Here is a 19,310-nt window from a genome sequence, read left to right on the forward strand (position 1 = left end):
GGTTCCTTCAGTACGATTGTCGGTTGTTCTTCGGACGCGGGACCGGGCAACGGTAGCCCGACCGGGTGGCCCACTGCTGTGCGCGCCGTCACCCCCGGGCGTGGCGCGCACCACTCACTCGCTGAAACGCTCCGCCAGAGCCTGCGCCAACTGCCGTGCCTTGTCCTGGGTTTCGGTGCTCGGCGGGATCGTGCCGGGCAGCGCGGGCTGCACGCTGTACTCCATGCTGACGATGACGTTCGAGGTACGGAACACAATGCGCACGGTGCGGGACTGCGCGGCGCTGGCCCCGGCGGGGCTGAGCTTGTCCTCCAGGAACGCCTCGCTGCCGAGATCCTCCAGGACCCGGGACCCGAGCTCGACCGGGGCGGACGGGCCCCCGCCGGGGGACGACGGCGCGCCGGAGGCGGGTGCTCCGGAAGCGGGCGAACCCGAGGCGGCCGGAGCGGCGGGCGTCGGAGCCGCCGGGGTGGGAGCCGCCGGGGCGGGGCTCCCGGTGGGGCCGGGGAAGGGCAGGCGCGCGTCGGTGAGCCGGCGCACGTAGACCTGCTTGGCCTTCTCGTCGTCGCTGCTGACGGCCCGGTCGTACGAGACCACGCGCTCGAAGCGGACCGACAGCAGCCGGGTCTCCTCCGGGCTCTGCCCCGTCCAGCGGCAGCCGACGTGCCGGTCGCCGTCGTACGAGGTGTCCGCGACGCCCGCGTACATCTGGTCGCGCTGCTCCGGGGTGAGGCTGTCCCCTGCCGGGAGCATGCCCTTGAGCTTCTTGCTGTCGACACCGGCCTTGCAGGGCGCGGGCAGACTGCGGTACTTCCCCGGCTGGGCGGGCACGGCGGCGCTCCCGCCGGCCTTCGAATCGCTGGTGCTTCCGCCACCGCTCCCGTCGGTGCACCCGGTCAGGCCGGCCGCCCCTGCCGCGAGCGCGGTGAGCATCGCGATGCCTGGCAGGACTCGCCGCCGTACCGCCTTGCGCTGCACGTCCACTGGCTCCCTTCGACCGGCGGGCCCCCCGACGGTCAGGAAAATGCGTTGCCGCGACTTGGGCGCGGCTGGACACAATGTCTATCGCACACGCTGGTGCCGGCGCCGGTCCTCTGTCGTATTTGGGATCAAGAGCGAGGCTTTTGCGCTTTCCAACTTTTCCGTGGTTTTCGGGGGATTGATTCCTTATGTCGTACGTAGAGGTGCCCGGGGCGAAGGTCCCGATCAGGATGTGGACCGACCCGGCGTCGGTCGAGGACAGCGCGATGCAGCAGCTGCACAACGTCGCCACCCTCCCCTGGATCAAGGGCCTGGCCGTGATGCCGGACGTCCACTACGGCAAGGGCGCCACCGTCGGCTCGGTCATCGCCATGAAGGACGCGGTCTGTCCGGCGGCGGTGGGGGTGGACATCGGCTGCGGCATGTCGGCGGTGAAGACGTCCCTGACGGCCAATGACCTGCCGGGGGACCTGTCGGGTCTGCGGTCGAAGATCGAGCGGGCGATTCCGGTGGGGGCGGGGATGCACCGCGAGGCGGTGGACCCCTCGCGGCTGTACGGGTTCTCGGAGGCGGGTTTCGGGGACCTGTGGGAGCGCTTCGACTACGTCACGGATGCGGTGAAGTTCCGGCGGGACCGGGCGATGCGGCAAATGGGAACCCTTGGCCAAGGGAATCACTTTTGCGAGGTATGCATTGATTCATCCGGTTCGGTGTGGCTCATGCTGCACTCGGGATCGCGGAACATCGGCAACGAGCTGGCGGCCTTCCATATCGGCGTGGCCCGAGGGCTTTCGCACAACGAAGGCCTCGTGGACCGGGACCTCGCGGTCTTCCTCGCGGCCACACCGGAGATGGACGCGTACCGCAACGACCTCTTCTGGGCGCAGGAGTACGCGAAGTACAACCGCGCCGTGATGATGAGCCTGTTCAAGGAGGTGTTCCGGAAGGAGTTCCGGAAGGCGAAGGTCTCCTTCGACCGGGAGATCAGCTGCCACCACAACTATGTGGCGGAGGAGCGGTACGACGGCATGGACCTGCTGGTCACGCGCAAGGGCGCGATCCGCGCCGGCAGCGGTGACTACGGGATCATCCCGGGCTCCATGGGCACGGGCTCGTACATCGTGAAGGGGCTCGGCAACGAGAAGTCCTTCAACTCGGCCTCGCACGGCGCGGGCCGGAAGATGAGCCGGACGGCGGCGAAGAAGCGGTTCTCGGCGCGGGATCTGGCGGAGCAGACCAAGGGCGTGGAGTGCCGCAAGGACTCGGGCGTCGTGGACGAGATCCCGGGTGCCTACAAGTCCATCGAGCAGGTCATCGACCAGCAGACCGACCTGGTGCAGGTCGTGGCCAAGCTCAAGCAGGTCATCTGCATCAAGGGCTGAGGCGGGTGTGGTTTTCGGGGGAGCGGAGGGGCCCGGGTCGTGATCGGCCCGGGCCCCTCCGTGTCGTCCTGCTCACGCTTTGCCGGTCCGCAGGCGCCAGAGGCGCATCGAGCAGCTCTGCTCGGTCCTGTCGAGAACGACCCCGGCCGCCGCGGCGTCGTTCACCTGCAGGAGGACCTCGTCGTCCTTCGGGGTCCAGCGTCGGCGGGGCGGAGCGACCCGCATGTCCGCCGGCCGGACCCAGTCGCGAATTTCGGCTGCCTTGGCCTTCTTGCGCTCCAGGCCCAGGCAGCCGTCGTAGTACAGGTGCGCGGCGAGCTCGATCGCCGCTTCCTTCGTGTAGAGGACGTTGTAGATCCCGTCCCGGGCATTGCGCTTGATGCTCCGCTCTGCCCCGGTGACCTTCTTCGCGAAGTGGCACAGGTATGCACCCACCGCAGTGCTGGCGGTGGTGAGTGAGACGAACGGAAGGCCCTTGCCCGTGTAGCCGACGGATCCGTCGGCGTCGATGATCCCCCGAAGGTAGTCGCGGCGCGAGAACTCCACACGGGGCGGCTTGATCGTCCTCGACTTGCGTCCGTAGGGCATTCCGAGCCTGTTGATCGTGCTCCGGGCTTCCAGGGAGCAGAGGCTCCATGTGGCGGAGGGGTGGAGCTGGGCGAAGTTCGTGGTCCTGACACGCTCGGTGATCGAGCTGAAGTAGGGCGTGAGCTGCTGGAACTCGCGGAGGATGTGGATGTCACGTGCGTTGATCTCGGCGGTGAGCTTGCCCTTCCGCCCCGTGCCCTGTGCGAGGTGTCCGTCGGCTTGGAGGAAGCCGAACATGTATGCGTAGCGGGGGTCAGTGAGGTCCATGAAGTGCGCGGCGGCGCTAGGGTCCTGTTCAGCCATGAGGAAGTCCTTCTTCCTTGTTGGTGAGGCCCTCGTCCGGGACTGCCATCCCGGCCGGGGGCCGTTCGTATTGCGGCTGAACTTAGGTGGGGAATCCAGGTGAACCTGGCCGATCCCCTCAAAATCGCTCGAACGTGTGACGGAATTTCACATTGCGCCGCGCACTCCCGTCGACACTCGTTGCTGTCGAGGATTCCGGGGATGTGGGACATCAACTTCCGCTTGGGATAAGGGGGTTGACTTGCAATCTGGTCTAGACCATGGTGTGCGGCATGTGGAGATCCCGCGTGCTACTCGCCGTGCTCGCGTCGTTGTCGCTCGCCCTCGGGGCCGCCGGGTCCGCGCAGGCGAAGGTGGGGCTGCCGCCCGTCGTGTCGCGTGTGCCGACCGGTGAGAAGGTCGTCTTCATCACCATCGACGACGGCTGGAGCCATGATCCGGCGGCGGCGCGGATCCTGTTGGAGAAGCGGGTGCCCGCCGCGTTGTTCCTGCTGCCCGGGGCCACCTCGTACGACACCGGGTACTTCACCCGGCTCACGGAGGAAGGGCGCGTCGGCGTCGAGAACCACACGGTCAACCACCCCGACCTGACCACGCTCGACGCGGCCGGCAAGGACGCCGAGGTCTGCGGGGCCGGGGAGCAGCTGCAGGCCGCCTTCGGGCGGACGCCGAAGCTGCTGCGGCCGCCGTACGGGGCGGTGAACGACGAGGTGCGGCTCGCGGCCAAGGCGTGCGGGGTGAAGGCGCTGGTGACCTGGACGCACGATTTCACCACCTGGGGGCAGACCCCGCCGACGCCGCGGCTGCAGGCCGGGGACATCGTGCTGCTGCACTTCACGCCGACGCTGGCGGCGGACCTTCAGCGGGCCCTGGACGCGGCGAGGGCCGCCGGCCTGAAGCCGGCGGCCCTCATGCCGCACCTGAAGGCGGCCGGAGTTCTCCCGGCCTAGAGCTCCCGGTGGACCTTGGTGTTGGAGGCCTGGGCGCGGGGGCGGACTACCAGGAGGTCGATGTTGACGTGGCTGGGGCGGGTGACCGCCCAGGTGATGGTGTCGGCCACGTCGTCGGCGGAGAGGGGCTCCGCGACGCCCGCGTAGACCTTCTCCGCCTTCTCGGCGTCGCCGCGGAACCGGGTCTTCGCGAATTCCTCGGTCTTGACCATGCCCGGGGCGATCTCGATGACGCGCACGGGCTGGCCGACGATCTCCAGGCGCAGGGTCTCGGCGAGGACGCGGGCGCCGTTCTTGGCGGCGACGTAGCCGGCCCCGCCCTCGTACGTGGAGTGGCCCGCGGTGGAGGAGAGGACCACGACCGTGCCGTCGCCGGAGGCGGTGAGGGCGGGGAGCAGGGCCTGGGTGACGTGGAGCGTGCCGATGACGTTGACCTCGTACATCGTGCGCCAGTCGGCGGGGTCGCCGGTGGCGACGGGCTCGGCTCCGATGGCTCCGCCGGCGTTGTTCACGAGTACGTCGCAGCGGTCCAGGGAGGCGGCGAAGGCGTCGACGGCGGGACGGTCGGTGACGTCGAGGGCGTGGGCGGTGGCCCGGTGGCCGGCCGCGGTGATCTCGGCGGCGAGGGCCTCGATGCGGTCCTTGCGGCGGGCGGTGAGGACGACGTGGTAGCCGGCGGCGGCGAGCTGCCGGGCGGTGGCCGCGCCGATGCCGCTGCTCGCGCCGGTGACTACGGCGGTTCGGGTGGCGGCCGTGCTCATGTGCGGGCTCCTCGGTCGTTCGTACGGGCGATTACCCGCCAGCATAGGCGCGGCTCGGCGGCCGCGCGGGGCGTACATGATCAGGGCCGTTCCGGCGGGGCGGGCGAGGGCCCGGCGATGTCCCAGCGGCAGATGGGGGTGGGCGCGCCCTCGTTCGTGTGATGGTCCGATCGGTCGGGGGTGCCGGTGGCTAGCCTCCGCGCGAGGAGGTGGTGTCGGTGCGCCGTGGTGCCGTACGAAGTGTGGTGGTGGCGGGTTTGCTGGCGCTCGGTGCGGGTGTCCCCGGGTCGGCCCAGGCATCGGTCCTGCCGTCGGTCCGGGCGTCGGTGGCGGACGAGCCGGAGGCCGATGTGGCCTACCACGGCCGGGTGGTCCTGGCCGGGGCGCGGCTGCGGATCTGGATGGTCCCGGAGAACAACGGGCCCGCCGCGCTGCCGAACGCGACGGTGCGGGTGCGGCTGTCGGCCGAGCTCGCGGACCGGCAGGAGCTGGCGGGTGGCTGCGCGCGGGCGGGCGTGCGCGAGGTGGTGTGCGAGACGGGACCGCTGCCGCTGCACGGGCGGGGCCGGCACATCGGGCTGCTGCTGGAGCTGCGGGAGCCGTCGCCGGAGGTGGTGGTGCGGGTGGACACGTGGTGGAACGGTGGTGCCACGGACCGGAACCACGCCAACAACGAGCACGTGGTGCTGGCGCTGGACACCGGCGACGCGTACGCCTTCTAGGCCGGGGCGCGCCCCTGGGCAGGGGCGCGTCTTCCGGGTCTAAGCCGTGCCGAACTCCACCAGGGCCTCGTCGACGATCCGCTCCAGGCGGGCGTGATGGGCGCCGCGCCAGTAGACGCGCTCGCACTCGGCGCACTGTGCGAAGACGTCGTAGGAGCGGTGCGTGCCCTGTTCCAGGCGCTCGCCGACGCTCTCCTTGTCGGCCTCGCGGAGCGGGCCGTTGCAGGCGGTGCAGCGGGTCCACGGTGCGAGGGCGGGTGCGAACCGGCCCAGTACGTCGCGCAGTTGCTCGTCGGGGTTGTCGCTGTAGACGTAGGCGCCGGCGAACAGCTCGCGGCGGCGCAGCAGTCCGCGGTCGCGGGAGAGCAGGACGCGCTGCTCGGCGGCGGAGCGGGTGGCGAGGGCGGGGTCGCCGATGTCCTCGTTCTCGTAGGCGGCGTCGACGCCGAGCAGGCGCAGGCGGCGGGCGAGGGTGCCGAGGTGGACGTCGAGGAGGAAGCGGAGCGGGGCGCCGGGGACCTGCTGGGGCCGTTCGACCCCGAGCACCTCGACGTTCTGGCCGTCCTGGGGCACGTAGGAGACGGGTACCTCGTGGCCGTCGACGAGGAGGCGGCCGACCTCGGTGAGCGGGACGCCGGCCGATTCGACGACGTGGCCGAGGCTGGAGGCGCCGTCGGTCGCGGTCGGTACGCGTTCGGCGCGCCGGCTGGGCGGGGCGAAGAGGCGCAGTTCGGGGGCGAGGGTGAGCTGAATGCCGGGTCCGTTCACCCTGTCAGCATGCCATTGCCGGGGAGCGGGTCGCGCCGGATTTACGAGGTCGCGGTGGTCCGGTCGTAGGTGTCGCGATGGGCGTTGACCTCGTCGAAGTGGTTCTCGGCCCACAGTTTCACGGAGGACAGGAGGCAGCCGAGGCTGCTGCCGAGGTCGGTGAGGCGGTAGTCGACGCGGACGGGGACGGTGGGGGTGACGGTGCGGGTGACGAGGCCGTCGCGTTCGAGGGAGCGCAGGGTCTGGGTGAGCATTTTCTGGCTCACGCCGGGGATCTTGCGGCCCAGGTCGCTGTAGCGCATGGTGCGGTCTTCGGCCTGGCCGAGGGCGCTGACGATGAGGCCGACCCACTTGTCGCTGATGCGGGCCAGGAGCTGGCCGGTGGGGCATTCCCTGAGGAAGGCGTCGTAGGCGGAACGGGCTTCCTCGCGACGGGCCGCGGCGGTGCTGGTGGCCATGGGTGCCCCACTTCCGGGTCGGGTACGCACCTTGGAGTGCGTACTTACGAAAAGAGAGTACCTCTCCCTAGGTTAGTGCTCGTCAGGAACGAGCGAACGAGCGCGAGCGAACGAGCGAGCGCGAGCGCATCAGTGGACGCGTGAACGACCACGCGAACCGGCGAACGGGAGAGATCGAGATGAGTGAGCAGACGATGCAGGCGGCCGTGGTGACCGGGTTCGGCGGCCCGGAACAGGTCGTCCTGGCCGAGGTCCCGCTGCCGCGCCCCGCAGCCGGCCAGGTCCGCGTCCGGGTCACCGCCGCCGGGCTCAACCCGGTGGACGGCGCGGTCCGCGCCGGGGTCTTCGGCGGCGCCGGACAGCGGCTCGGCCTCGGCTGGGACGTGTCCGGGGAGATCGACGAGGTCGGCGCCGGCGTGACCGGCCGGAGCGCCGGGGACCGGGTCGTGGGGCTGCACTACGGGACGGTGAAGCCGCTGGGCACGCACGCGCAGTACGTGGTGCTCGACGCCACCGCCGTGGCGGCCGCGCCGGCCACCGTGGACGCCGTGGCCGCGGCCGGGCTCCCGCTCGCCGCCCTCACCGCCGCCCGCGCGGTGGACCAGCTGGGGCTCGCCCCCGGCAACTCGGTGCTGATCACCGGCGCCGCGGGCGTCGTCGGCGGCCTGGCCGTCCAGCTCGCCGCGCGGGCCGGCCTGGTGGTGACGGCCCTGGCGGGCGCGGAGGACGAGGAGCTCGTACGGTCCCTGGGCGCGACCGGGTTCGTCCCGCGCGGCTCGGCTGCGGCCGGCCCGGTGGACGGGGTCCTGGACGCGGCCGTGCTGGGCGCGGAGGCGCTGGGGGCCGTACGCGACGGCGGGGTCTACGTCGGCCTGATCCCGCACCACGCCCCGGCCGCGGAGCGCGGCGTCCGGGTGGTGGAACAGGAGGTGGCGGCGGACGGGGAGCACCTGGCCCGTCTGGTGGCCCTGGTCGACGCGGGCGCGCTCACCCTGCGGGTCGCGGAGACCTTCCCGCTCGCGGAGGCCGCCAGGGCCCACGAACGGCTCGCCGCCCCGGGGGTCCGCGGCCGCATCATCCTGACGCCGTGACCGCCGTGTCCGGGCCCTGCGGCCGCCCCACCCGGTAGCGCCAGTCGCAGCTCGGGTGGGGCACCCCGGGCGGGTACTCGAAGTCGACGTCGCCGAGGTACTCGAACCCGGCCCGCCGGCAGACCGCGTTGGACGCCGGGTGGTCGGTGCCCGGGAAGGCGTGGACGCTGTCGCGGGAGCCGTGGGCGCGGACGTACGCCAGGAGTTCGGCCAGCGCCGCCACGGCCAGCCCGTGGCCCTGGAACTCGGGCAGGATGCCCCAGCCGGCCTCGTAGACCGGCTCGCCCCGCCACTCCCGCTCCCAGAAGCCGACGGACCCGACGCTGCGGGCGGCCCCGTCCCCGGCCCCGTCCCCGTCCCCGGCAGGGTCTGCGGAAGGGTCCCCGGCGGGTGTCCACACCACGCGGAACATCCGGCCGGCGGCCGGCTCCCGCGCGCTCAGGGCCTCGTAGCGCCGCTGCCGGTCGACGAGCTTGGCGGCCGGCTCGGGGCCGCCCAGGAACTCGGTCATGGCCGGTTCGTTCTTGCGCTCCAGCAGCCAGAAGTCCCCCGCGGACCAGGGTTCCAGTCGTACGTGCGTCTCCATCCGGACACGCTACTGCGGTGCGGTGCGGTGCGGTGAGGTCACGCCCGGGGCCGTCAGCTCCGCTGGAAGAACTCCACCTCCGCCAGGGCGAGATGGCGGTCCGGCGCGGCCCCGGCGGGCATGTCCAGGGTCAGCCGGACCGTCGTTGCGTCACTGATACCGGTGGGGAAGGTCTGGGGACCGGGCTTGTCGCTCAGCGTGAGCCTCCTGTGGACCTTGCGGCCGTCCCCGGCCGTCACCTCCATGTCGATCTGGAGCGCCCGCGCCTGCCGGGCGTACTCCTCGGGCGAGGTCGAGGCGCCGTTGGTGATGATCACGTCGACCAGGCGGAAGGGCTTGGCGAAGGTGTACGTCGCCGAGGCGCCGGGGGCGGGCGCGCCCCAGTAGCGGTTGCTGAGCCCGTCCGTGCTGTCGCCCACCGGATGTCCGGGCACCTCGGCGCTCGCCTCGACGCGGGCGGCGGTCACCGCCTTGGCCTTGCCGAGCTTGTCGCGGGTGTCCTCGATCAGGCGGCGGCCGGCCGGCAGCAGCAGGAAGGCGCCCGCGCAGAGGGCCAGTACGACGGCCAGGACCACCAGGAAGCGCGTCGTCCGGCCCGAGCCCGCGCGGGTGCGGCGGCGGAACGGCCACACGGTCCGCCACCACGGCAGGGGTGCCGGTGCGGTGGCGGGCGTCAGCGGAGCCGCGCAGCGGCGGCAGAACCGGCGCTCCGGCGGGTTGGGCGTGGCGCAGGCGGGGCAGGGCGCGCCGGACACGTCGTCGCTCACGGCGGCGGTACGCACGACCGGGCGCGGGGCGACGGCCTTCGCGGGCCGGACGGGCTGCGGGGAGGCGGGTATCGGCGCGGGTGCGGATGCCCGCGGCGCGACGGCCCGGGGGGCGGCGGGGGGCCGTGCCGGGATCACCGGGTGCGGGGCCCCCGTCCCGGAGGGCGCGGGCGGTGCCGGTTCCGTGCCCGGGGACACGGAGGGTGCGGGCGGGGCGGATCCGTCCCGCGGCTCCGCGGCGGGCTGCTGCTCCGAGGAGGGCGCGGGCGGTTGCGTGCCCGGGGGCGTGCCCGGACCGGACGCGGCGCCGGAGGGCGGGGGCGGGACGGGCCGCCTGCGCTGCCAGGGCCGCCGTTCCGCGGCCGCGGGCCCGGAAGGCGCGGGCGGGGCCGGCGGCGCACCCGGGGGCGCGGCGGGGCCGGCGGGCGCGGCCGGGTCCGCCGCCGCCGGACCGGCGGGGCGGGACTCCGGCGCGGAGGCCGTGGACGGGGGCGACCCGGCAGCGGTGGGCGTCGACGGGGCCGACCCGGCAGCGGTGGGCCCAGCAGGGGCCGTTCCGGGAGCGGTGGGTGCAGGAGGGGGCGACCCGGCAGCGGTGGGCGTCGACGGGGCCGATCCGGCAGTGGTGGGCGATCCGGGAGCGGACTGAGCAGAAGAAGTGGACCCGGCCGGGCCGGCCGGCTCGGTTGGGGGGTCCGGCGGGGCGGGGGTGGGGTGGGGCTCGGCCGCCCCCGGGACGTCGGCCGGCGGGGCGGCCGAGGTCCGGGAGGGGGCGGAGCCCGACCAGCCCAGGTAGGCACCGCAGTTGCCGCAGAAGTCGTCCGTCACGCCGTTGGACGACCCGCACACGGGACACGCACGCACCGTTGTCACTTCCCTTCGTCCGCGGGAGGCCCGGGCAGGATCTCGACCCGGCAGACCGTGTGGACGGGGCACAGGGTGCGCACGAGCGCGCGGACCCGGTCCGCGTCCACCGCCTCCCCGCCCTGCGGCCACACCCGGACGAGGACCTCGCCGGCCGGAGCGGCGGGCAGCTCGCCGCCGGCCGTACGGGACCAGACGGCCCCGCCGTCGCCGCTGACCTCGGCGGACACGCCCAGCACCAGGCGCAGGGCCTCGGTCAGGCCGCGCCGGGTGCCGCGCAGGCGGTGCAGTTCCACCGCCCGCGCCACCGCCTCGCGCCGCAGTCCGGTGGGCCACCGGGGGTCGTCGACGGCGCCCACCCAGGAGGCCAGCCAGGGCAGGAAGTCGGCCGCCGGAGCCAGCCGGGGGTCGAAGTAGGAGGGCAGGTTGTCGAGGGTCGTGAACACCGGGGCGAGGACGGTGTCCAGCCCGGCCGTGAACCGCTGGGCGAAGTCGTCGTCGGCGTACAGCGCGGGCAGTTGCTCGCCGATCGGATGCCGGCTGGGCAGGCCGGGGACGGCGGCCCGGCTCATCCGTGCACCCCCGGCTCCCGGTCCGGCTCCGTCACGACCACCTGGTGCTGGTAGGAGAAGACGAGTGCGCCCGCTCCGATGTCGATGCGGTCGACGGGGGCTCCGCGCCGCCCGGTGATCGGGTCGGCGGCGAACATCCGGATCTCCTCCACCAGGACTTCCCCGACGGCGCGTTGGAGTACGCCGAACACCTCGCCGTACTGGACGGGCCGCCCGAACGGCCAGCCGGCGCCGTCGGGCCCGCCGTGCAGGGGGTTGAGGTGGCGGAACAGCGCGGCGAGCGCCGCCTCGCGCACCCGGTCGGCGTCCGCGGCGGGTGCCGACAGCCGTGCGACGACGGTGACGCCCTGGTAGACGGGCGGCTCCACGACGACGCGCGTGCCGATCAGCCGCCGTTCGTCGAGGGCGGCGGTGATCGCTTCGAGTACCTGGTCGGAGGGGATCAGCTGCTCGAAGCGGAGCCGGTCGCCCTCGTCGGCCACCGCGTCCGGCACCACCAGGACGCGTACCGCGCCCGCGGCGGCCGCTCCGCCCGCCGTGCCGGTGGCGGGCAGGCAGCGGACCCGGAGTACCGAGGGCGCCGCCCGGCGGGCGATGATCTCGTGGTCCTCGGCGGTCACCGCGCGTTCCTGCATGCGCAGGGCTTCCGGCGCCCGCAGTCTGGCGTTGTCGATCGTCTCCCCGGCGACGCCGCCCCGCGCCGCCTCCCGGTTGGTGACGCGGGCGACGTAGGGGACGGAGCTGCGCAGTACGGAGATCGCGCCGCGCGAGACGTTGCCCGCGGGGCCGCCGCCGGTGCGGTAGCGGGCCACGCGGATCCGGGAGCCCTTGGGCGGCACGGCCCCGCAGGACCGCAGGGTGCCGTCGGCCTCGCGGAGCACCGGCGGGAAGGCGAACTCGCCGGTGGTGGCGTTCACGCGGACGTGCCGGTCGTCGGGGCCCGAGCGGCCGAAGTGCTCGACCACCTCCCAGCGCTGCCATCCGTCGGCGGAGGACACCTCCACCGACGGCGGTTCCCCGTCGAGCAGCACGGGCGGGCGGCCGAGCCGGAAGGTCTGCCCGGCCACCCCCTCCGAGGTGCCGAGCGGTACGTCGCTCACCCGCTCGGCGTGCTCCACGGTCATGGTGCCGCCGACGGTGAAGACGGCGGCCTCGCGCACGGTCGGGGACTCCGAGTAGAACGGCTGGCCGGGCTCGGGTTCGGTGACCCGGCAGCGCAGCCATCCCGCGCGGGTGCCGCTCAGCAGTGAGGCGGTGTGCCCGGCCGGTACGTACACGATGATCTCGCCGGGCCGGTTGAGACCGCCGGTGCTGTCGGAGTCGGTCTCGCAGCGCTGCCACCGGCCGCCGTCCCACGCCTCCCACACGAGCGGGGGCTGGCGCGGGTCGACGCCGACGCCCTCGACGCGGCTGTCGAGACGGACCGCGACCACGCAGCGCGGTACGGCCGTCGGCAGGCCGAACAGCAGAGCGTCGCCGGGCTCGGGCGTCGCCGCGAAGCAGGGGATGTCGCGGCCCTCGGCGAGCGCGCCGGTCCGGTCGGTCATGTCACCGGTGCGGGGCGCGGTGACCAGGCGCGTCAACTCGCTGGGCACGATGCGCAGATCGCCGGTGGTGGCGAACACCACGGCCTCCTCGCTCTCCCCGGTGGCGGTCGTGACCTCGGTGCCGGCGGGCAGCGTGACCGTGTCGGGCTGCGGGGCGGACAGCCAGAAGTCGATGTCGGCGGCGGCGGCCGAGGGCGGGTACAGCTGGATGTCCAGCAGGTCCAGGAAGGCCAGGTAGTTCTTCTCCGGGACCCGGTTCAGCCGGTAGAGCAGCTGGTCCACGAGGTAGGCGAACGTCTCGATCAGGGTGACGCCCGGGTCGGAGACGTTGTGGTCGGTCCACTCCGGCGCGCGCTGCTGCACGTACCGCTTCGCCTCGTCGACGAGTTGCTGGAACCGCCGGTCGTCCAGGTTGGGGGAGGGCAGGGCCATCAGTCCGCGACCATTTCCTCGGCCCCCTCCTCGGAGGGGATCGTGTAGAAGGGGAAGACCAGGTTGCGCCGGTCGTTGGTGGTGCGCACCGTGTAGTGCACATCGATGTAGAGGGTGCCGGCGTCCACGGCGTCGAAGGCCACGACGACCTCGTCCACCGCGATGCGGGGCTCCCAGCGCTCCAGGGCCTCGCGCACCTGCTGGGCGACCCGCCCGGCGGTGTCGCCGTCGCCGGGGGCGAAGACGTACTCGTGGATGCCGCAGCCGAATTCGGGCCGCATCGGCCGCTCGCCCGGAGCGGTGCCCAGGATCAGCCGGATGGCCTCCTCCAGCTCCCGTTCCCGCTCGACCATGGCGATGCCGCCGGTCGGCCCGACGCGCAGGGGGAAGGCCCAGCCGCGCCCGATGAACCGTTCGCTCATCACACGCCGCCGATCAGGACGTTCATGGCGCCGGTGAGGACCATCGCGCCGCAGGCGGTCTGGTCGCGGGCCCGTGCGGCGGGCAGCCCGCCGATGAGGACCGCGCCGGCGGCGAGGGCTGCGGGGTTGGGCATGATCACGTTGGCCGGTCCCGTCGCCGCGTGCGGCGGGACCGGGCAGACGTGCAGGCTGCCCACGACGGCGGCGGGCTGTCCGCCGATCAGCACCGTCGCGACCGCCGCGGCGGCGCCGGGCGGCGGCGTGGCGATCCGGCCGGCGTGGTTGGTGGGGTCACCGGTACGGGCTGCGGCTGGCATCGGGGCTCCTGGGCGAGGGGGAAAGGGTCGTGGTGGGCGGGCGTGGTGGGCGGGCGTGGTGGACGGGCCGTGGGGGCCTCAGTTGATCCGGATGAGCCGGGCCTTGAGGACGGCGAGCAGGCCGCCGTTGACGGTGACGTCCGCCGTCCCGGACACCTTCACCGAGCGGCCGCCGATGCTGACCCCGGCGGTGCCGTCGATGTCCACCTGACGGCCGGAGACCTTCACGGTGCCCCGGCCGGCGTCCAGGGTGATGCCGGCCCTGTCCAGGACGACGGAGGTCAGCGGACGCTTGGGCCCCGCGTACACGGTGAGCTCGATACGGTCCCGGCGGTCGTCCATGCGTACTTCCAGCCGCTCGTCCCCGGTCACCAGCCGCAGCCCGGAGGGTCCCGGCGCCGCCGCGTCCAGCAGCTCCACACGGTGCCCCGAACGCGACACCACGGAGCGGCGGTTGACCTTTCCGCTGGTCCTGTCGATCAGCGGGACGTCGTGCGGGGAGGGCTGGTCCACACCGTTGTAGAGCCCGCCGATGACGTACGGGCTGTCGAGCAGCCCCTGTTCGAACCCCACGAGCACCTCGTCGTTGACCTCGGGGCTCACCACACCGCCGCCGCCCTTGCCGCCCCACTGGACGGTGCGCACCCAGTCGGTGACGTACGTGTCGTCCAGCCAGGGGAACTTCAGTCGGACCGCGCCTCGTTCGGAGCCGTTCGGCTCGCGCACGTCCGTCACCACGCCGATCGCGAGCCCCGGGATGCGCGGGCCGCGCCCCGGCGCGTTGGCGCCGGTCACCAGGCCGGCCAGGGAGCGGTCCGGGCTGGAGCTGACCCACACGGTGGTGCGGTAGCCGCCGTGCGGCTCCAGGACGTGCTGCACGGCCGTCGCCGTGTACCGGCCGGAGAAAGCCTGCCCCACGTTGCCGAGGGCCACCGCCTTGCCGGCCCGCAGCAGCGGGTTCCCCTCGGCCACCGCCTCCAGCTCGCCGAATCCGGAGCCGATCCGGTCCGCCGTCGCCTTCGCGACCGCCGTGGTCTCGGCCTGCGTACGGTACGGAGTGTCGGTGACGGCCACGGCCGACTTCCCGAAGCGGGTGGCGAGGGACGGGCTGAGGCCCGGCACCACCGTGTCGCTCACCACCGACGGCTGCTCGGCGACCAGCGGCCGTTTGGTGGTCACGTCCCAGCCGCGCACCTGCACGGTCGAGGAGCCGTCGGCGGCCGACAGCGCGGCCCGCAGGGCGAGCAGGTTCCTCCCGTACTCCAGGACCATCGGATCGCGCACGGCCGACGTCGACGGGGCGGGAGCCCCGGACGCCTTCACGGGCCGGGTGAACTGCAGCAGCCCCTGGTCGTCGACGCGCACCTGCGCGCCGCTCTCGCCCGCGAGGTACTGCAGGAAGTCCCAGTCGGAGACGTTCGCCTGGGACAGCTGCTTGTACGTGACCGGCGCCGCCTCCACCTTCCCGACGGCCAGGCCCGCTCCGGCGGCCACCTTGCGGACGATCGCCGCGGCCGTCATGTTCCGGTACGCCACGACCCTGCGGCCGCGCTGGAGACGGTGCGCCTTGGAGTAGGCGCGGACGACGGTGAACGAGCCGGTGCGGTCCCGGTCGATCTCCAGGGCCGTGACCTCGCCGTTGAACAGCCGCTCCCGCGCCTGGCCCTTCACGGTCGCCACCGACACCCGCAGCGGGGAGCCGATGGTGATGCCGGTGGCGCGCAGGAACTCGTGGTCGGGGTCGCGGTAGGTGAGCACCGCCGTGTCCGGCAGCCCCACGTTCTCGTCGACCACGCAGCTCACCAGCTGGGCCGCCCAGATCTGCGGCAGTTCGCCCGGGGACTCCACGATCGGGTCGGCCGCGAACGACCGGCCGCCGGGTTCGGATCCGCTCACCGCTGCTCCTCCTCGCCGTGCCGGTCCTGTGTGCCGGGCACCACGATCTCGGTGCCGGGGACGAGGGCCATCGGGTCGTCTATGCCGTTGGCCTCCGCGATGGCCCGCCAGGCCGTCGCGTCGCCGTATTCGCGCCAGGCGAGCATCGCCAGGCTGTCGCCCGCCACCACGATGTGCGTGCTGCGGGCGGTCCGTGAGCCTGAGGTCGGGTTCTGGCCCGGCGGGTCGACACTCGCCTCCTCGATGGACAGCGAGCAGGTGGCGCGCAGCGGTTTGCCGTCCACGTCGAAGAGCGTGTACGACACCGAGAGGTTCGACAGGACCCCGTCGAACGAAGTCGTCCGCGCGCTGCCCCACTCGAAGCGCACCCAGGGGCTCGCCGGCTTCTTGCGGCCGAGGCTGGCCGGGGTCGGCACACACGCCTTCATCAGCTTTTCCACGGCCTGTTCGACCGAGTTGTCGTGGGTGGCGGTCGCGTCGAGGAACACCTCCAGGCTCAGGGTGCGCGGACCGCTGCCCACGAACTCGGGCAGCGCCGACTGGCCGGCCATCCGGGAGGGGGAGCGCCGCCACTCGGTGGTCTTGCCCAGCTGCAGGGTCGACGGGTTGAACTGGAGGTCGAGCTTCGCGATCACCCCGCCCGGCTTGGCCCCGACCGAAGCAGGGGGTTCCTTGAGGGTGAGCTGGGCCCTGGCGCGGCTGGCGCGTGCCGATGAGGCCATGGCGTGGATCCCTTCGGGGGCGGGCGATCGGGGGGCGGCGGGGGCAGCGGGGCAGTGAGGCAGTGAGGCGGCGCGCGGCGGGTGGTCAGGAGGGCAGCAGCCCCTGGTGGGCGATCTCCAACGTCTCCACCGCCGCGGCGGAGTTGGCGGGGTCGAAGGACGGCCCCTGCCACCGGACCGGGACGATCCCGAACACCTGCCAGCTGATGATCCGGCTCAGATCGGGCCGCAGCGCCACGATCTCCCCGTCCTTGGGCTCGACCCGCCGCAGCGTCTCGTCCAGCCAGCGGCCGATCTTCGCCGTGTCCGTGGTGACGGGCCGGGTGAGGGTGATGTTCGACCAGGTCACGCGGCCCGGCAGCTGCCAGGTGAAGCCGTTGTTGCCGCCCTCCGCGTAGGTCTCCATTTCGACCTCGGCGCCCATGCCGGAGCAGGTGTGGAAGGCGCCCAGGTCGTTGCCGCCGATCGCCAGCCTGAAGAACACGCTGGTGGCGAAGATGTTGTCCGTCATCGGTCCGTCGTCCGTTTCTCGTTCGTACGCGTTCTCAGCGGCGGCCGTCGAAGGGCCGGCCCGCGCGTTCCCGGCCGCGCCGCAACTCGGTGCGCAGCAGGCGGGAGACCGGATCCAGCAGGCGGCGTGCGAGATCGTCCAGGTCGGAGTCGGGCACCTGCGGTGCCGCGTGCCGGCCGGCAGGGGCCGGCTCGGCGGCGCCCCCGGCCGGCCGGGGGCCGCTCCGCGGCCCGGCCACGGTCCCGCCCGGCGCGCGCTGCACCGGCGGCGGAGGCGGAGGTGGCGGCGGCGCGGTGGCGGGGGCTGGGGCGGGGGCTCCGGTGGCCCTGGGGCGCACGACGGGTACGGGCTGCGCAGGCGACGCGGCCGAGCTGCCGGCTGGACCACGAGCGGCGGCGCGTGCGGGACGGCCACGGGGAGCGGCGCCGCGGCGGCCGCGGGACGCACGGCGCGTACGGCATGCACGGCGGGCGGCGGGGTCGCTCCCGCGGCCCGCCGCACCTGCGGCGGTGCGGCGGCCGGGGAGTACGGAGCGGGCCGGCGGGCCGGCACCACGGGACCGCCCGCCGGGAGGGCGGCGGGGGCGGCAGCACTCCCCATGTCACGGGTACCGAGGGCCAGGGGCCGGGCCGCCAGCAGCTGGAGGGTGCGGTGCGGGGCCGCGCTCCGGCCGGCGACCGGCGGGACGACGACCGGCGGGACGGCGGGCCGGACGAGCGGGGGAGCACCGGCCGCGCCGCCGCCGGCCCGGGGTGCGGCGGGCGCGGCGGGTACGGCGGTACGGGGCTTCGCCGCGCCCTCCGCGCCCAGCAGCGGCGATCCCGGCACGGCCGCCGGGCGGGATCGGGGCGAGGCGGAAGAGGGCAGCGCCGCGCTCGCCGGGAGCGCGGGCAGCGGTGCCCCCAGGCCGGTGCGCACACGGGGCGCGGTCCGTCCCGGGCCGGACGCGCGGGTCGCACCGGACCCGACGCCGCCCTCGGCAGAAGGCTCCGCCCGGCGCTGCAGGACGGGCATGGCCGGGGTTGCGGTGGCGGGGAGTTCGGAGAGGGGGGCGCCGAGCGGTGCGCGGCCACGCGCGCGCTGCACGGGCGCGGGTTCCCCGCGGCCGGGAGCGGCACGGTCCTGGAGCACGGGCAGCTCGGGTACGGAAGCCGTGGTGGCGGGGTCCGGGCCGGCTGCGGGTCCGGTCCGGCGCTGGACCACGGGCCCGGCGGGAGCGGGCTCTGCCGCCGCGGGGGCCGAGGCCGCCGGGGTGGCAGGGCGCCCGGTGGGGGGCGTGCCGAGGGGCGGCCGGTTCTGCGCGCGCGGCGCGGGTACGTCCGGGCCCGCTGCGGGTTCCGCCCGGCGCTGGACCACGGGCCGGGCCGGAGCGGCCGAGGGCACGGGGGTGGCGGGGGTGGCGGGGGCGCCGCTCCCGGCGGACGACTCCGCCGGGTGCCGGAGCACGGGCAGGGCGGGTGCGGGGGCTGCCGCCGGGTGCTCCGACGGCCGTTCCGTGGAGGGGACTTCGGCTGTCCGGGCGCCGAGCGGCGGACGGTCTTCCGCGCGCTGTACGGAGTGAGTGCGGTCGGCGGCGGGTGCGGATCCGCCGCCGGTGGCGGGGAGTGCTGCCGAGTGCTCCAACGGTCCTGCCTTGGAGCGGGGATCGGTGTCCGGGGAACCGAGCGGCGGACGGCTTTCCGAGCGCGGCACGGACGTCCCGCGCGCGGCATCGGGCTCCGGCCGGCGCTGGACCACGGGCAGGGCCGGGGTGGCGGCGGGAGCCGGCGCGGCGGTGGCGGGGAGGCCGGAGAGGGGGGCGCCGAGCGGTGGACGGCTCTCCGCAGGGTGCTGTGCGGGGGGTGTGGCGCCGCCGTGGTCGGCGGAGGGCTCGGCCTGGCGCTGGACCACGGGCAGGGCGGGAGCGGGTGCGGGCGCTGCTGCCGGGTGCTCCGACGGCCCGGCGGTGGGCGGGCCGCCGAGCGGCGGACGGTTGTCCGCGCGCTGTACGGAGGTCTTGTGGCCGGCGGCGGGTTCCGCCTGGCGCTGGACGACGGGCAGGGCCGGCGTGGGTGCGGGCGCTGCCGCGTGGTCCGACGGCCCTGCGGGGGAGGGGAGTCCGGTGGCCGGGGTCCCGAGCGGCGGATGGGTTTCCGTACGGGGTGCGGGGCCCTCGACCTCGACGGCGGGCTCCGCACGGCGCTGCAGTACGGGCAGGGCCGGGTCGGGACCGGGAGTGGCTGCCGGGTGCGCCGACGGGGCTTCGGTGGGCGGGAGTTCGGTGCGGTGCGCGCCGAGCGGTGCGAGCTGCACGGGCGTCTGCGGCACGGCCGGGGCCGTCCGTACCGGTGCGGGGCGGACGACGGACACGCGGCGCCCGGGCGTGACGGGGACCCGCGCGACGGTCAGCGTACGGCCGACGGAGCGCGGTCGGACCACGGCGGTGCCGGGCGTATCGCGGGCGGGCGGACCTGCGGGGGACGCTCCACGCGTGGTCGCCGACGCGTCGGGCACCACTGCGACACGGCGGACCAGCGGGAAGCGCGCAGGCGTCGGCGCACGGCCGGGCGCGGCAGGGGAAACAGCCCGCTGTGCGACGGGCGCGGCCGCAGAGTGCGCGGACGACGCGTCCCCGTGGGGCGGTGCCGGCGGCGCAGAGGTCGGACCGGGCGCGGCCGGTCCGGACCCCAC

General features: G+C 74.4%; 19 protein-coding genes. 5 read left to right on the forward strand and 14 right to left on the reverse strand.

The features are described 5' to 3' along the window. Nucleotides 1-114: 114 nt before the first annotated feature. A complete protein-coding gene (locus OG444_RS22200; RefSeq protein WP_327263827.1) occupies nucleotides 115-978 on the reverse strand; it encodes a DUF3558 domain-containing protein in 864 nt (287 codons plus the stop codon). A 191-nt stretch (nucleotides 979-1,169) separates the two neighbouring features. Between OG444_RS22200 and OG444_RS22205 the strand changes: the two genes are divergently transcribed. After that, the gene (locus OG444_RS22205; protein ID WP_327263828.1) at nucleotides 1,170-2,363 is read left to right on the forward strand and encodes an RtcB family protein; all 1,194 of its coding nucleotides are present in this window, start codon (nucleotides 1,170-1,172) and stop codon (nucleotides 2,361-2,363) included. A gap of 72 nt (nucleotides 2,364-2,435) precedes the next feature. On the opposite strand, the gene OG444_RS22210 is transcribed toward OG444_RS22205, so the two are convergent. After that, entirely contained in the window at nucleotides 2,436-3,254 is an 819-nt protein-coding gene (locus OG444_RS22210; protein ID WP_327263829.1) for an LAGLIDADG family homing endonuclease, read from the reverse strand. A gap of 272 nt (nucleotides 3,255-3,526) precedes the next feature. On the opposite strand from OG444_RS22210, the gene OG444_RS22215 reads away from it, so the two are divergent. Continuing rightward, on the forward strand, nucleotides 3,527-4,204 hold the full coding sequence (locus OG444_RS22215; protein WP_327263830.1) for a polysaccharide deacetylase family protein: 678 nt from the start codon (nucleotides 3,527-3,529) through the stop codon (nucleotides 4,202-4,204). Here the strand turns inward: OG444_RS22215 and OG444_RS22220 are convergent. Continuing rightward, nucleotides 4,201-4,965, reverse strand: a complete 765-nt coding sequence (locus OG444_RS22220; RefSeq protein WP_327263831.1) for an SDR family oxidoreductase — start codon at nucleotides 4,963-4,965, stop codon at nucleotides 4,201-4,203. The genes OG444_RS22215 and OG444_RS22220 overlap by 4 nt on opposite strands. A 248-nt stretch (nucleotides 4,966-5,213) precedes the next feature. Between OG444_RS22220 and OG444_RS22225 the strand changes: the two genes are divergently transcribed. Then, nucleotides 5,214-5,687 (forward strand): hypothetical protein, encoded by a 474-nt coding sequence (locus tag OG444_RS22225; protein ID WP_327263832.1) that lies wholly within the window; start codon nucleotides 5,214-5,216, stop codon nucleotides 5,685-5,687. A gap of 39 nt (nucleotides 5,688-5,726) precedes the next feature. On the opposite strand, the gene OG444_RS22230 is transcribed toward OG444_RS22225, so the two are convergent. Together OG444_RS22230 and OG444_RS22235 are read right to left on the reverse strand one after the other, a co-directional pair. Continuing rightward, entirely contained in the window at nucleotides 5,727-6,455 is a 729-nt protein-coding gene (locus OG444_RS22230) for a Mut7-C RNAse domain-containing protein (RefSeq protein ID WP_327263833.1), read from the reverse strand. A gap of 41 nt (nucleotides 6,456-6,496) precedes the next feature. Then, nucleotides 6,497-6,913, reverse strand: coding sequence for a winged helix-turn-helix transcriptional regulator (locus OG444_RS22235; protein ID WP_327263834.1), 417 nt, complete (start codon nucleotides 6,911-6,913; stop codon nucleotides 6,497-6,499). Nucleotides 6,914-7,107: 194 nt separating this feature from the next. Here OG444_RS22235 and OG444_RS22240 point away from each other — a divergent pair, with 194 nt between their 5' ends. Next, complete coding sequence (locus OG444_RS22240; protein WP_327266886.1) at nucleotides 7,108-8,004, forward strand: NADP-dependent oxidoreductase; 897 nt, start codon at nucleotides 7,108-7,110, stop codon at nucleotides 8,002-8,004. Here OG444_RS22240 and OG444_RS22245 read toward each other — a convergent pair. Both OG444_RS22245 and OG444_RS22250 read right to left on the reverse strand, forming a co-directional pair. Then, nucleotides 7,988-8,590: a GNAT family N-acetyltransferase gene (locus tag OG444_RS22245; protein ID WP_327263835.1), complete on the reverse strand. Its 603-nt coding sequence runs from the start codon at nucleotides 8,588-8,590 to the stop codon at nucleotides 7,988-7,990. The genes OG444_RS22240 and OG444_RS22245 overlap by 17 nt on opposite strands. A 53-nt stretch (nucleotides 8,591-8,643) precedes the next feature. Then, nucleotides 8,644-9,357 carry an NADase-type glycan-binding domain-containing protein gene (locus OG444_RS22250; protein ID WP_327263836.1) on the reverse strand — a complete coding sequence of 238 codons (714 nt, stop codon included), beginning with the start codon at nucleotides 9,355-9,357 and terminating at the stop codon, nucleotides 8,644-8,646. Nucleotides 9,358-9,541: 184 nt separating this feature from the next. Here OG444_RS22250 and OG444_RS22255 point away from each other — a divergent pair, with 184 nt between their 5' ends. After that, a complete protein-coding gene (locus OG444_RS22255) occupies nucleotides 9,542-10,006 on the forward strand; it encodes a hypothetical protein (RefSeq protein ID WP_327263837.1) in 465 nt (154 codons plus the stop codon). A gap of 220 nt (nucleotides 10,007-10,226) precedes the next feature. Here the strand turns inward: OG444_RS22255 and OG444_RS22260 are convergent, their stop codons facing one another. The 7 genes from OG444_RS22260 to OG444_RS22290 form a co-directional block, all read right to left on the reverse strand. Further along, nucleotides 10,227-10,793: a phage tail protein gene (locus OG444_RS22260; protein WP_327263838.1), complete on the reverse strand. Its 567-nt coding sequence runs from the start codon at nucleotides 10,791-10,793 to the stop codon at nucleotides 10,227-10,229. Continuing rightward, on the reverse strand, nucleotides 10,790-12,772 hold the full coding sequence (locus OG444_RS22265) for a putative baseplate assembly protein (RefSeq protein WP_327263839.1): 1,983 nt from the start codon (nucleotides 12,770-12,772) through the stop codon (nucleotides 10,790-10,792). Before OG444_RS22265 ends, OG444_RS22260 begins: the two co-directional genes overlap by 4 nt. Next, nucleotides 12,772-13,194 carry a GPW/gp25 family protein gene (locus OG444_RS22270; RefSeq protein ID WP_327263840.1) on the reverse strand — a complete coding sequence of 141 codons (423 nt, stop codon included), beginning with the start codon at nucleotides 13,192-13,194 and terminating at the stop codon, nucleotides 12,772-12,774. Before OG444_RS22270 ends, OG444_RS22265 begins: the two co-directional genes overlap by 1 nt. After that, nucleotides 13,194-13,511: a PAAR domain-containing protein gene (locus OG444_RS22275; protein WP_327263841.1), complete on the reverse strand. Its 318-nt coding sequence runs from the start codon at nucleotides 13,509-13,511 to the stop codon at nucleotides 13,194-13,196. The genes OG444_RS22270 and OG444_RS22275 overlap by 1 nt, the downstream gene beginning before the upstream one ends. A 78-nt stretch (nucleotides 13,512-13,589) precedes the next feature. Next, complete coding sequence (locus tag OG444_RS22280; RefSeq protein ID WP_327263842.1) at nucleotides 13,590-15,407, reverse strand: VgrG-related protein; 1,818 nt, start codon at nucleotides 15,405-15,407, stop codon at nucleotides 13,590-13,592. Next, nucleotides 15,404-16,129, reverse strand: coding sequence for a CIS tube protein (locus OG444_RS22285; protein WP_327263843.1), 726 nt, complete (start codon nucleotides 16,127-16,129; stop codon nucleotides 15,404-15,406). The genes OG444_RS22280 and OG444_RS22285 overlap by 4 nt, the downstream gene beginning before the upstream one ends. Before the next feature lie 85 nt (nucleotides 16,130-16,214). Next, nucleotides 16,215-16,640 (reverse strand): phage tail protein, encoded by a 426-nt coding sequence (locus OG444_RS22290; RefSeq protein ID WP_327266887.1) that lies wholly within the window; start codon nucleotides 16,638-16,640, stop codon nucleotides 16,215-16,217. Nucleotides 16,641-19,310: the final 2,670 nt, after the last annotated feature.

It is taken from the genome of Streptomyces sp. NBC_01232, from assembly GCF_035989885.1.
Lineage (GTDB): Bacteria > Actinomycetota > Actinomycetes > Streptomycetales > Streptomycetaceae > Streptomyces.

Bases quoted from the DNA above. Each gene is read 5' to 3' on its own strand.
- OG444_RS22205 (WP_327263828.1), top strand. From the start codon at position 1,170: ATGTCGTACGTAGAGGTGCCCGGGGCGAAGGTCCCGATCAGGATGTGG.
- OG444_RS22210 (WP_327263829.1), bottom strand. From the start codon at position 3,254: ATGGCTGAACAGGACCCTAGCGCCGCCGCGCACTTCATGGACCTCACT.
- OG444_RS22215 (WP_327263830.1), top strand. From the start codon at position 3,527: ATGTGGAGATCCCGCGTGCTACTCGCCGTGCTCGCGTCGTTGTCGCTC.
- OG444_RS22220 (WP_327263831.1), bottom strand. From the start codon at position 4,965: ATGAGCACGGCCGCCACCCGAACCGCCGTAGTCACCGGCGCGAGCAGC.
- OG444_RS22235 (WP_327263834.1), bottom strand. From the start codon at position 6,913: ATGGCCACCAGCACCGCCGCGGCCCGTCGCGAGGAAGCCCGTTCCGCC.
- OG444_RS22240 (WP_327266886.1), top strand. From the start codon at position 7,108: ATGCAGGCGGCCGTGGTGACCGGGTTCGGCGGCCCGGAACAGGTCGTC.
- OG444_RS22245 (WP_327263835.1), bottom strand. From the start codon at position 8,590: ATGGAGACGCACGTACGACTGGAACCCTGGTCCGCGGGGGACTTCTGG.
- OG444_RS22260 (WP_327263838.1), bottom strand. From the start codon at position 10,793: ATGAGCCGGGCCGCCGTCCCCGGCCTGCCCAGCCGGCATCCGATCGGC.
- OG444_RS22265 (WP_327263839.1), bottom strand. From the start codon at position 12,772: ATGGCCCTGCCCTCCCCCAACCTGGACGACCGGCGGTTCCAGCAACTC.
- OG444_RS22270 (WP_327263840.1), bottom strand. From the start codon at position 13,194: ATGAGCGAACGGTTCATCGGGCGCGGCTGGGCCTTCCCCCTGCGCGTC.
- OG444_RS22275 (WP_327263841.1), bottom strand. From the start codon at position 13,511: ATGCCAGCCGCAGCCCGTACCGGTGACCCCACCAACCACGCCGGCCGG.
- OG444_RS22285 (WP_327263843.1), bottom strand. From the start codon at position 16,129: ATGGCCTCATCGGCACGCGCCAGCCGCGCCAGGGCCCAGCTCACCCTC.
- OG444_RS22290 (WP_327266887.1), bottom strand. From the start codon at position 16,640: ATGACGGACAACATCTTCGCCACCAGCGTGTTCTTCAGGCTGGCGATC.